Origin of the sequence: Brucella sp. JSBI001 (genome assembly GCF_026014005.1) — a bacterium.
GTDB lineage: Bacteria > Pseudomonadota > Alphaproteobacteria > Rhizobiales > Rhizobiaceae > Brucella > Brucella anthropi.
Window position 1 is genome coordinate 1,189,585 of the sequence record NZ_CP110339.1, and the last position, 12,957, is coordinate 1,202,541.

The window sequence follows — 12,957 nt, forward strand, 5'->3', positions numbered from 1 at the left end:
GAACGAGAGTTACCCTTCGTCAACAACTGAGTGCGAAACAAACGTTGCATTTTCGCCACAATGCGTTGCATAGATGCAACGCTATTGGGTAACATGGTTAACATGAGCACGGCGAATCTGACGACGGACATGAACGGCGAGAAACAATCATCGCAAGGCGGCGAGGGGCGCAGGCTTCTGGCGCTGCCGGGTATCATCACTGTTGTTTCAGCGCTGATTACGGCATCGATATCCTTCGCCATTCTGATTGGCATCACCCCGATCACGCCTGACCGGACGGTAACGCTGGCATTGGTCATCATCAATGTCGCGTTGATTCTGTTCCTCATTCTGCTGATCTGCCGCGAAGTCTATCGCATCGTCATGGCCCGCCGGCTTGGAAAGGCCGCTTCGCGCCTGCATGTCCGCATCGTCGCGCTGTTTTCGTTGATTGCAGCGGTTCCTGCCATCGTGGTGGCCATCGTTGCTTCCGTAACGCTCAATCTGGGTCTTGATCGCTGGTTTGACACCAATACCCGCGACATTGTGAGTTCATCGCAGAGCCTGACCACCGCCTATATCCGCGAAACCGCGCTCAACCTGCAAAGCACGTCCTATTCGATGCTGCAGGATCTCGATGCGCAGCGCACCATCTACAGTCTTGATCGTGGCGGCTTCGTCCAGTTGATGACGTTGCAGACGCGCGGTCGCGGTCTGCTCGGTGCGTTCCTGGTGCGTGAAAATGGTGAAGTGGTCGTCAAGAGCGATACCGGTGTCGAAGATCGCTTGCCCCCGCCGACTGAAGATGCACTGAAGACGGCACCGGACGGCAAGCCGGTCATCATCCCGCCGGGAAACAGTAATTTCGTCGGCGCAATTATCAAGATGCGCGAAATACCGGACGTCTATCTCTATACGGTTCGCGCCGTGGATTCGCAGATTCTCGACGCCATGCGCCTGATGGAAGCCAACACCCAGCGCTATCAGGAAATGGATGCGAACCGCATTCCAACGCAGATCGCGTTCGCGCTGCTCTATTTCGGTCTGACTCTGATCGTTCTGCTTTCGGCGATCTGGACCGGTATTGCTGTTGCTGACCGGCTGGTGCGCCCGATCCGTCTGCTGATCGGTGCGTCGGACGACGTGGCGGCTGGTAACCTCGATATCTCGGTTCCGGTGCGCGCTTCGGACGGTGATGTCGGCGCATTGTCCGGTACTTTCAACAACATGGTCGCGGAACTTAAGAGCCAGCGTAACGAGTTGATTTCCGCCAAGGATCAGATCGATGAGCGCCGTCGCTTCTCTGAAGCCGTGCTTTCCGGTGTGACGGCAGGCGTCATCGGCATCGAAACGGATGGCTGTATCTCCATTCTGAACCGTTCCGCAGAGCATATGTTCGGTGTCACATCGGATGATGCTGTTGGCAAAAGCCTTACCAGCATTGCGCCAGAGATTGGGCAGGCTTTCGAGGTCGCCCGTTCAACGGGACGTGCCGTACACCGCGAGCAGGTCAGCATGACCCGCGGCGGCGTGGCGCGCACGTTCAACGTGCAGGTGACCGTCGAGGATACGGAATCCGAAGATCATTCCTATGTGGTGACCGTGGATGACATCACCGATCTGGTGCAGGCACAGCGTTCGTCGGCCTGGGCGGATGTCGCCCGCCGCATTGCGCATGAGATCAAGAATCCGCTCACGCCGATCCAGCTTTCAGCCGAACGCATTCGCCGCCGTTACGGCAAGGTGATCACCGAGGATCGCGAGGTTTTCGACCAGTGCACGGATACGATCATCCGCCAGGTGGGCGATATCGGGCGCATGGTCGATGAATTCTCCGCCTTTGCCCGCATGCCGAAGCCGGAAATGCGGCTTATGGACATGCGCGAGGCATTGCGCGAAGCCTCCTTCCTGATCGAAGTCAGCCGCAGCGATATTCGCTTCCAGAACGATTTCGGGGCGGAAAATCTGGTCGGTTCCTTCGACAGCCGCCTGATCGGGCAGGCGTTCGGCAATGTCATCAAGAATGCCAGCGAAGCCATTGACGGACTGCCGAAGGAAGATCGCGCCAAGGAAGGCGAAGGCGGGCATATCCTCATCCGTTCCTATCAGGCGGATGGGCAACTGGTTGTCGATGTTATCGACAATGGCAAGGGCCTGCCGGGCGACGACCGCCAGAAGCTGCTCGAACCCTATATGACGACGCGCGAGAAGGGCACTGGCCTTGGTCTCGCGATTGTCCGCAAGATCGTCGAGGATCATGGCGGGCATCTGGAATTGCATGACGCGCCTTCGGATTTCCACGGAGGCCGAGGCGCGATGATACGCATGGTCTTCCCGCAAGCGCCTGCCAACGAAGCTGGTGCGAATGCGGGACCTGCCGGCGAGGCTGGCACCAATGCGGGAAATAACGAAAAGAACATAGCTGGACAGGTGATTTGATATGGCTGCCGATATTCTTGTAGTTGATGACGAAGCGGATATCCGGGAACTTGTTGCAGGCATTCTGAGCGATGAAGGCCATGAAACCCGCACGGCTTTCGATGCGGACAGCGCGCTCGCGGCGATCAACGATCGCGTTCCCCGGCTGGTTTTCCTGGATATCTGGCTGCAGGGCAGCCGTCTGGACGGTCTGGCGCTGCTCGATGAAATCAAGAAGCAGCACCCCGAACTGCCGGTGGTGATGATTTCCGGTCACGGCAACATCGAAACGGCGGTGTCTGCCATCCGGCGCGGCGCTTACGATTTCATCGAAAAGCCGTTCAAGGCTGATCGTCTGATCCTCGTTGCGGAACGGGCGCTTGAAACCTCAAAGCTGAAGCGCGAAGTCTCGAACTTGCGCAAACGTACTGGCGACCATCTGGAATTGATCGGTGCATCACTGGCGTTGAACCAGTTGCGCCAGACCATTGAACGCGTAGCGCCAACCAACAGCCGCATCATGATCACTGGCCCGTCGGGTGCGGGCAAGGAACTTGCCGCGCGTGCCATCCATGCGCAGTCGAGCCGCGCCAGCGGTCCGTTCGTGACGGTTAATGCCGCGACCATCACGCCAGAGCGGATGGAGATCGAGCTTTTCGGCACCGAGATGGACGGCGGCGAACGCAAGGTCGGCGCTCTGGAAGAAGCCCATGGCGGTATTCTCTATCTCGATGAAGTTGCGGATATGCCGCGCGAGACGCAAAACAAGATACTGCGTGTGCTTGTCGACCAGCAGTTTGAGCGCGTTGGCGGCACCAAGCGCGTGAAGGTGGATGTGCGCATCATCTCCTCGACGGCACAGAACCTCGAAGGCATGATTGCGGAAGGCACGTTCCGCGAAGACCTGTTCCACCGTCTGTCGGTTGTCCCTGTGCAGGTGCCGCCGCTTGCATCCCGGCGCGAGGATATTCCGTCTCTGGTCGATTACTTCATGAAGCAGATTGCCGAACAGGCTGGCATCAAGCCGCGCAAGATCGGGCCGGACGCGATGGCGGTTCTGCAGGCGCATAGCTGGCCGGGCAATCTTCGCCAACTGCGCAACAATGTCGAACGCCTGATGATTCTGGCACGTGGCGACGATCCAGAAGAGCCAGTGACAGCCGATCTTTTGCCGGCTGAAATCGGCGACACCCTGCCACGCGCACCAACGGAATCCGACCAGCACATCATGGCGCTTCCGTTGCGCGAGGCGCGCGAGCGTTTCGAGAAGGAATATCTGATCGCCCAGATCAACCGGTTCGGCGGCAATATTTCACGCACGGCGGAGTTCGTTGGCATGGAGCGTTCGGCGCTGCATCGCAAACTGAAGTCTCTGGGCGTATAAGCATTTAGAGCGCTCCAGCCAAAGAGGAGAGGCTGGAGACGCTCTAGATATCTGTTTTGTTGCATTATCCTACGCAAAACCGCTTCGCACTTTTGCTGGAAATGCTCTCATTGTCTCGGACGGAGCAGTCATGCGGGTAATCGTTTGCGGAGCAGGGCAAGTCGGATACGGCATCGCCGAGCGGCTTGCCGCCGAAGAGAACGACGTCTCTGTCATCGACACATCCGCACGCCATGTCGAGATCGTGCGCGACACACTTGATGTGCGAGGATTTGTCGGTCACGGATCGCAGCCCGATGTGCTTGCGGCTGCGGGCGCAGACGAAGCGGATATGATCATTGCGGTCACATTGTCCGACGAGGTCAATATGGTGGCCTGTCAGGTGGCGCACTCGGTCTTCAACGTGCCGACCAAGATTGCCCGCATCCGTGCGCAGTCCTATCTCAAGGCCGAGTATCAGGACCTGTTCCTGCGCGAAAACCTGCCAATCGATGTTATCATTTCGCCTGAGCTGGAAGTGGGCGAGGTGGTTCTGCGGCGCATCGCGTTGCAGGGCGCGACAGACGTGTTGCGCTTCGCGGACGACAAGATCATCGGCCTCGCGATCGAATGTCTTGATGAATGTCCGGTCATCAATACACCGCTGAAACAGCTGACTGATCTGTTTCCCGATCTTGCAGCGACTGTCGTTGGCGTGGTGCGCAATGATAGCCTGTTTATCCCGCGCTCATCCGACGAGCTGAATGCGGGCGATCTGGCCTATGTCGTGACAACGCGCGAGCAGGTTCGCCGCACGCTTGCCTTGTTCGGGCACGAGAAACCGGAAGCCAGCCGCATCGTTATTGCAGGCGGCGGCAATATTGGTCTCTACGTGGCCAAGGCCATCGAGGACCGCAAGTGGAACACGCGCGTCAAGATGATCGAGAGCGAGCATGATCGTGCGTTCGCGATTGCCGATCAACTGAAGCGCACCATGTCCTGCACGGCAGCGCACTGGACCAGAATCTCCTGCAGGAAGCCGATATTCAGGATGCCGACCTGATGGTGGCACTGACCAATCAGGATCAGGTCAATATCCTGTCGAGCATCATGGCCAAACGCCTGGGCTGCAAGTCCAACATGGCCCTGCTCAATACGGTCGCCTATCAGGATTTCACCCACATGGTGGGGATCGATGCCTACATCAATCCGAAAGCGGTCACGATCTCGAAAATCCTGCAGCATGTGCGCCGGGGCCGCATTCGCGCGGTCTATAGTGTTTATCGCGACATGGCCGAATTGATCGAAGCCGAGGCGCTGGAAACGTCATCGCTCGTCGGTGCGCCGCTGCGCGATCTCGACTTGCCTGAAGGCTTGCGAATCGGGGCAATCTATCGCGACGGGCAGGTGATCCGCCCCAATGGCGATGTGCGGATCAAGCCTAAGGATCGTGTCGTCATTTTCGCAACGTCTGACGCCGTAAAGCATGTGGAGCAGATGTTCCGCGTAAGTCTGGAGTTCTTCTGACGCATTGGGGCATCAAACTCCTGTCGGATTGGAACGCTCGTTTCGCTCCGGCCCGGAAGTTTTTGGATCGCACGATAGATTTCACGCAGCCACTGCTTGAATCTCTATAAAATGAAGAGCTTGTCGTGGCCGATTGAGATAACGAAACCATCTCGCCTGACGGAATTTGCCGGGCGACTAATGAAATTGACGGTTGCGCAAAGATTCCCATCCTGTTAACCGAAGCTAAATAGCGAAGCAGTTGTCTTTCCACAGCAATTGCAGTCGAGCCCCGGTTTTGCACGCTCCGGTGCTTGATTTATGTGCATGCGCGTGTTCGTTTAACACATCGCGAGCTGGCTGCTGATCGATTAAAGGAATAAAAACAATGGCTGAACGATCGCAAAATCTACAAGACCTTTTTCTGAATTCTGTACGTAAGCAGAAAATTTCCCTGACGATTTTTCTTATCAATGGCGTGAAACTGACCGGCATTGTAACGTCGTTTGATAATTTCTGCGTGCTTCTGCGCCGTGACGGTCATTCGCAGCTTGTCTACAAGCATGCGATTTCGACGATCATGCCAAGCCAGCCTGTGCAGATGTTCGAAGGCGAAGAAGCCTGACGCTTTGCGAATTCCACTGGAGCGCGATGACTTAGAGCTTTTCCTGTTTTGATTGAATCATTGGAAATGCTCTATAATTTTTACGCATGTCTTTGTCCCGAAACCGGTTCCCACTTTCGGGAGACATGCTCCAAGTCGTTTCGCTCCAGTTTTGTTTCTGCTGATGATAACCGGACACGCTCTGCCTGTCCGGTTCGTCATGTTTAAACAATCCGGGGCGTCTTTCATTTGAAACAGCTTTAGCGGCGACTTATCTGCATTGGCAGATAGTGCATTGACCTGATTTTTTCAGCCAAATGCATCCACAATAGGTTCCGCGTCCCGGAGTGAATATATTTGTCCAAGTTCAAGGATAAAAAGCCGACATCTGCCGATGCAGACAAGGCTTTCGAGCTTTCAGAACCAGAGCCCACAAGGGCAGCCGTCATCGTTCCCGTCCTGCCGGAGCGATATAATACGGGCACGTCGGCGGAAGATGGGGCTCGCCCCGAATTTCAGCGCTCGAACGAGGCGCGCCTGGAGGAAGCCGTCGGGCTTGCCCGGGCAATCAATCTCGACATCGAACATGCCGAAATTGCGATTGTCGCCAATCCACGGCCTGCGACCTTGCTTGGCGCGGGAAAGGTGGAATCCATCGCCGAAACCGTCAAGGAAAAGGCTATCGGGCTGGTCATCGTCGATCACGCACTGACACCGGTACAGCAGCGCAATCTCGAAAAGGAATGGAACGTCAAGGTCATCGACCGCACCGGGCTCATTCTCGAAATTTTCGGTGAACGCGCGCGCACCAAGGAAGGTGCCTTGCAGGTCGAGCTGGCGCATCTGAATTATCAGAAGGGCCGTCTGGTCAGAAGCTGGACCCACCTTGAGCGTCAGCGCGGTGGTGGCGGCTTCCTCGGAGGTCCGGGTGAAACCCAGATCGAAGCCGACCGCCGCTTGCTGCAGGACAAGATTCTGAAGATCAAGCGCGAGCTTGAAACGGTGGTGCGCACACGCACACTGCATCGTCAGAAGCGGCGCAAGGTGCCGCATCCGATCGTGGCACTTGTCGGTTATACCAACGCCGGAAAATCTACGCTTTTCAACCGCATGACGGGTGCGGAAGTGTTGGCCGAAGACATGCTCTTCGCCACGCTCGATCCGACATTGCGGCGTATTCGCCTTCCGCATGGTGAAACGGTTATCCTGTCGGATACGGTCGGGTTCATTTCGAACCTGCCGCACCATCTCGTCGCTGCCTTCCGTGCCACCCTTGAAGAAGTGGTGGAGGCGGATCTGATCCTGCATGTCCGCGACATTTCCGATCCGGACAATGCCGCGCAGGCGGAAGACGTGGAAAGCATTCTTTCTGGGCTGGGCATCGAGCCGCAGGACCGTAAGCGTGTCGTCGAAATCTGGAACAAGATCGACAACCTTGACGAAAGCGGGCGCGAAGCCGCCCTGCGTCTGGCCGCCGCCGGTAGTGAGGAGGGGCGCCCGATCCCTCTGTCAGCCATTACCGGTGAAGGTGTTGACAGGTTGCTTTCACTTATCGAAACCCGGATAGCGGGCTCGCTCGGCCCGGTCGATGTTGTGCTGTCACCATTCGAGCTCCATCTTCTCGACTGGATTTACCAGCATGGCAGCAGCGTCGAACGCGAGAATCTGGAAGATGGCTCCGTTCGCATCAAGGCGCGACTGACCGAAGTGGCCCGCAAAACGCTGGACGAGAAGCGCGGCATTCGCCCCGAAAAGCCGGAGTCGGATTGGGAGTGAGGCAGGTAGCGCTACGCCACTTGCGGAACAGGGGCGCAACGCCCTATGTATGGAACACTTACGATTCAGAACTATTCACTTCGCCATAAATATATCCAGAGGCCCATAATGAGAGATCCGATCGAAACCGTCATGAACCTCGTCCCGATGGTGGTTGAGCAGACCAACCGTGGCGAACGGGCCTATGATATTTTCTCGCGCCTTCTCAAGGAGCGCATCATCTTCGTGAACGGACCGGTTGAAGACGGAATGTCGATGCTGGTTTGCGCACAGCTTCTCTTTCTCGAGGCAGAAAACCCGAAGAAAGAGATCAACATGTACATCAATTCGCCTGGCGGCGTCGTAACCTCCGGCATGGCGATCTATGACACGATGCAGTTCATCCGTCCGCCGGTTTCCACGCTTTGCATGGGGCAGGCTGCTTCGATGGGCTCGCTGCTCTTGACCGCCGGTGCGACAGGCCAGCGTTATGCGCTGCCGAATGCCCGCATCATGGTTCACCAGCCATCGGGCGGTTTCCAGGGACAGGCTTCGGACATCGAACGTCATGCGCAGGACATCATCAAGATGAAGCGCCGCCTGAACGAGATCTACGTCAAGCACACGGGCCGCGATTACGAGACGATCGAACGCACGCTCGACCGCGACCATTTCATGACCGCGCAGGAAGCGCTCGAATTCGGCCTTATCGACAAGGTGGTTGAATCGCGTGACGTGGGCGCGGACGAATCGAAGTAAGAGCCGGAATCTCCGGCTCGCACCCGTTTTTAGCGCCCTTTGCCACAAAAGGGGCCCAATTCTTGCAACTACGTGATGGTTAACGCGCCACGTTAAGCATCTGTTGGGGTTCGGGGCGCTAAACTTGGTCAGATTATGCCGAATCTTTGCCGGGAACTTATTTTTCATTTGTTTGACGGTGCAGCTTCTGCAAAAGTCGCCAAATGGCTCCTTCGGTCGGGGAGCTATACGGTGACAGGAATCCTGAGACTACAGGCCCTACATGACAGGCAGCGCGTATCTGCTGCCGTTGTGACCGGCGGGAGGCGCGTTTCTCCTCCAGTACTGGGTCCGAACCGGAAGAAACGATCGATATGAACGCCCAAGGTTCATTTCGGTCAATTGAAAGGAAACTGCGATGAGCAAAGTCAGCAACAGCGGCGGCGATTCCAAGAATACGCTTTATTGCTCGTTCTGCGGCAAAAGCCAGCATGAAGTGCGCAAGCTGATTGCAGGCCCGACCGTTTTCATCTGCGACGAGTGCGTCGAACTCTGCATGGACATCATCCGCGAGGAAAACAAATCCTCGATGGTGAAGTCGCGCGAGGGCGTGCCTACGCCGCAGGAAATAATGGCCGTCCTTGACGATTACGTCATCGGCCAGAAGGATGCCAAGCGCGTTCTGTCGGTTGCGGTACACAATCATTACAAGCGTCTCGCCCATCAGTCCAAGAGCAGCGATATCGAGCTTGCGAAGTCGAACATTCTTCTCGTCGGTCCGACGGGTTGCGGCAAGACCTATCTTGCCCAGACGCTCGCACGCATCATCGATGTGCCATTCACCATGGCCGATGCGACGACACTGACGGAAGCAGGCTATGTCGGTGAAGATGTCGAGAACATCATCCTGAAGCTGCTTCAGGCCGCCGATTACAATGTGGAACGTGCGCAGCGCGGCATCGTCTATATCGACGAAGTCGACAAGATCAGCCGCAAGTCGGATAACCCGTCCATCACGCGCGACGTGTCGGGCGAGGGCGTCCAGCAGGCGCTTCTGAAGATCATGGAAGGCACCGTCGCTTCCGTGCCGCCGCAAGGTGGCCGCAAGCATCCGCAGCAGGAATTCCTGCAGGTGGACACGACGAACATCCTCTTCATCTGCGGCGGCGCATTTGCCGGTCTCGACAAGATCATCTCCGCACGCGGCGAGAAGACGTCCATCGGCTTCGGCGCTACCGTTCGTTCGGTCGATGAGCGCCGTATCGGTGATGTCTTCAGGGAACTGGAGCCGGAAGATCTTCTGAAGTTCGGCCTCATTCCGGAATTCGTCGGTCGTCTGCCGGTGATCGCGACGCTCGAAGACCTCGATGTCGATGCTCTGGTGCAGATCCTGACCGAGCCGAAGAATGCGCTCGTGAAGCAGTATCAGCGCCTGTTCGACATGGAAAGTGTCGAGCTGAGCTTCCACGACGACGCCCTGCGGGCGATTGCCAACAAGGCGGTCGAGCGCAAGACGGGTGCACGCGGTCTGCGTTCGATCATGGAAAAGATCCTGCTCGACACGATGTTCGAGCTTCCGACGCTGGAAGGTGTGCAGGAAGTGGTCATTTCCGGCGATGTGGTGGATGGCAGCGCCCGTCCGCTCTATATCTATGCCGAGCGCCAGGATGAAAAGGGTAATGTTTCCGCTTAAGCGGGGGCACCTAATCCATAAAAAGGCCGCGTAAGCGGCCTTTTTCATGTGCAAACTTGCGCCGGGCTGATCCTGTCACTATTGCAGGCGCAGCAATCGGGGTACAGCCTAAGCTAGATATTGTACTTAATGACGGTACAGCGCAGGATAGATGCCGATTCTATGAAAGCCGTCCCGATCGAGGCTATTGAATTGCCGGGTTCGGCTCTCCAAGTATGGAACGAAGCACATTCGTGACCTGCCTCATGATGAAAGGGGGCGCGGACGTGGCAGTCAGGTTGAAAGACCTGAGAAAGGACTTGAGTTATGACGGGTACTGAACAGAAGACCCCATTGGGTGGTTCTGAAGCGGGCGGTTCGGACGGGCTCTATGCCGTTTTGCCGTTGCGTGACATTGTCGTTTTCCCGCATATGATCGTTCCGCTTTTTGTCGGCCGCGAAAAGTCCATTCGCGCGCTGGAGGAAGTGATGGGCGTGGACAAGCAGATTCTGCTTGCCACCCAGAAAAACGCTGCCGATGACGATCCGGCACCGGACGCGATTTATGAAATCGGCACGATTGCCAACGTATTGCAGCTCCTGAAGCTGCCGGACGGCACCGTCAAGGTGCTGGTCGAAGGCACGGCGCGCGCCAAGGTTTCCAAGTTTACCGACCGCGAAGATTATCACGAGGCCTATGCTGCGGCTTTGCCGGAGCCTGAAGAAGATGCCGTCGAGATCGAGGCGCTTGCCCGCTCGGTGGTTTCCGACTTCGAAAACTACGTCAAGCTGAACAAGAAGATTTCGCCGGAAGTGGTTGGCGCTGCCAGCCAGATCGACGACTATTCGAAGCTTGCCGATACGGTTGCCTCGCATCTCGCGATCAAGATTCCCGAGAAGCAGGAAATGCTGTCGATCCTCTCGGTGCGCGAGCGCCTCGAGAAGGCACTTTCCTTCATGGAAGCCGAAATTTCGGTTCTTCAGGTTGAGAAGCGTATCCGCAGCCGCGTCAAGCGCCAGATGGAGAAGACGCAGCGCGAATACTATCTCAACGAGCAGATGAAGGCGATCCAGAAGGAGCTTGGCGATGGCGAGGATGGTCGCGATGAAGCGGCTGAACTCGAAGAACGCATCAACAAGACCAAGCTTTCCAAGGAAGCCCGCGAAAAGGCCCAGGCTGAGCTGAAGAAGCTGCGTAGCATGAGCCCGATGTCTGCCGAAGCAACGGTCGTCCGCAACTATCTCGACTGGCTGCTGTCCATTCCGTGGGGCAAGAAGTCGAAGATCAAGCAGGACCTGAACTTTGCCGAAGGCGTACTTGGCGACGATCACTTTGGTCTTGAAAAGGTCAAGGAGCGCATTGTCGAGTATCTCGCGGTGCAGGCTCGCTCGACCAAGATCAAGGGCCCGATCCTCTGCCTCGTCGGACCTCCCGGCGTCGGCAAGACCTCGCTTGCCCGTTCGATTGCCAAGGCTACCGGCCGTGAATATGTCCGTATGTCGCTCGGCGGCGTGCGTGACGAGGCTGAAATCCGCGGTCACCGCCGTACCTATATCGGTTCGATGCCCGGCAAGGTCATCCAGTCGATGAAGAAGGCGAAGAAGTCCAACCCGCTCTTCCTGCTCGATGAAATCGACAAGATGGGCCAGGATTTCCGCGGCGATCCGTCATCGGCCATGCTTGAGGTGCTGGATCCGGAACAGAACTCGACCTTCATGGATCACTACCTTGAGGTGGAATATGATCTGTCGAACGTCATGTTCGTGACGACGGCAAATACGCTGAACATCCCCGGTCCATTGCTGGATCGTATGGAAGTCATCCGTATCGCCGGCTACACCGAGGATGAAAAGCTCGAGATCGCCAAGCGGCACCTGTTGCCGAAGGCAATCAAGGATCATGCCCTGCAGCCGAAGGAGTTTTCGGTCACGGACGATGCGCTGCGCAATGTTATCCGCCTCTACACGCGGGAAGCAGGTGTGCGTAGCCTCGAACGCGAATTGATGACTCTGGCACGTAAGGCCGTGACCGAAATCCTGAAGTCGAAGAAGAAGTCGGTGAAAGTCACCGAAAAGAACCTCTCCGACTATCTGGGTGTCGAGCGGTTCCGCTTCGGTCAGATCGACGGCGAAGATCAGGTTGGCGTTGTGACAGGTCTTGCCTGGACGGAAGTTGGCGGTGAATTGCTGACCATCGAAGGTGTCATGATGCCCGGCAAGGGCCGCATGACTGTCACGGGTAACCTCCGCGACGTGATGAAGGAATCGATCTCCGCAGCGGCTTCCTATGTCCGCTCGCGTGCCATCGATTTCGGTATCGAACCTCCGTTGTTCGACAAGCGCGACATCCACGTGCACGTGCCGGAGGGTGCAACGCCGAAGGACGGTCCGTCCGCCGGTATCGCCATGGTCACGGCGATCGTATCCGTTCTGACCGGCATTCCGGTTCGCAAGGACATCGCAATGACGGGTGAGGTCACCCTGCGCGGTCGTGTCCTGCCAATCGGCGGCCTGAAGGAAAAGCTCCTCGCAGCTCTGCGCGGCGGCATCAAGAAGGTTCTGATCCCGGAAGAAAACGCTAAGGATCTGGCGGATATTCCGGACAATGTGAAGAACAGTCTTGAGATCGTTCCGGTGTCTCGCGTGGGTGAAGTCCTCAAGCATGCTCTGGTTCGCGAACCTGAGCCGATTGAATGGACCGAGCCGGCAACCCCGGCGACCGTGCCTTCGGTCGAGGAAGAAGCAGGGGCCACGACCGCTCATTAAGGCATTTCCGGCAAACGTGCGAAGCGGTTTGCTTACAGGTAATGCACCGAAATGAACGTCCAGCGGGCGATTCTGTTTCAGTCAGATTGCCCCGCTGGAAGGCGTCTATCAGGACCAACAATTGAAATGCCGGGCAATTTGCCCGGCATTTCTGTG

The 12,957-nt window shown here is 56.9% G+C and carries 7 protein-coding genes and 2 pseudogenes; all 9 read left to right on the plus strand.

From position 1 onward, the window contains the following. The first annotated feature begins 60 nt into the window (after nt 1–60). The 9 genes and pseudogenes from LJ361_RS05850 (at nt 61) to lon (ending at nt 12,801) form a co-directional block, all read left to right on the plus strand. A complete protein-coding gene (locus LJ361_RS05850) occupies nt 61–2,418 on the plus strand; it encodes a sensor histidine kinase NtrY-like (protein WP_264812966.1) in 2,358 nt (785 codons plus the stop codon). A gap of 1 nt (nt 2,419) precedes the next feature. Next, the gene (locus tag LJ361_RS05855) at nt 2,420–3,781 is read left to right on the plus strand and encodes a sigma-54-dependent transcriptional regulator (RefSeq protein ID WP_010660147.1); all 1,362 of its coding nucleotides are present in this window, start codon (nt 2,420–2,422) and stop codon (nt 3,779–3,781) included. A 130-nt stretch (nt 3,782–3,911) separates the two neighbouring features. Next, nucleotides 3,912–5,287: pseudogene (gene trkA, locus LJ361_RS05860) on the plus strand (Trk system potassium transporter TrkA). A 149-nt stretch (nt 5,288–5,436) separates the two neighbouring features. Further along, nucleotides 5,437–5,649 (plus strand): annotated as a pseudogene (locus tag LJ361_RS05865) (hypothetical protein). 5 nt (nt 5,650–5,654) lie between these two features. Continuing rightward, complete coding sequence (hfq, locus tag LJ361_RS05870; RefSeq protein WP_002964239.1) at nt 5,655–5,891, plus strand: RNA chaperone Hfq; 237 nt, start codon at nt 5,655–5,657, stop codon at nt 5,889–5,891. A 336-nt stretch (nt 5,892–6,227) separates the two neighbouring features. Beyond that, nucleotides 6,228–7,646 carry a GTPase HflX gene (gene hflX / locus LJ361_RS05875; protein ID WP_012092092.1) on the plus strand — a complete coding sequence of 473 codons (1,419 nt, stop codon included), beginning with the start codon at nt 6,228–6,230 and terminating at the stop codon, nt 7,644–7,646. 108 nt (nt 7,647–7,754) lie between these two features. Beyond that, nucleotides 7,755–8,384 carry an ATP-dependent Clp endopeptidase proteolytic subunit ClpP gene (gene clpP, locus LJ361_RS05880; protein WP_010660144.1) on the plus strand — a complete coding sequence of 210 codons (630 nt, stop codon included), beginning with the start codon at nt 7,755–7,757 and terminating at the stop codon, nt 8,382–8,384. A 397-nt stretch (nt 8,385–8,781) separates the two neighbouring features. Beyond that, on the plus strand, nt 8,782–10,056 hold the full coding sequence (gene clpX, locus LJ361_RS05885) for an ATP-dependent Clp protease ATP-binding subunit ClpX (protein WP_010660143.1): 1,275 nt from the start codon (nt 8,782–8,784) through the stop codon (nt 10,054–10,056). 306 nt (nt 10,057–10,362) lie between these two features. Then, the gene (gene lon / locus LJ361_RS05890; RefSeq protein WP_029924884.1) at nt 10,363–12,801 is read left to right on the plus strand and encodes an endopeptidase La; all 2,439 of its coding nucleotides are present in this window, start codon (nt 10,363–10,365) and stop codon (nt 12,799–12,801) included. The last annotated feature ends 156 nt before the right edge of the window (nt 12,802–12,957 follow it).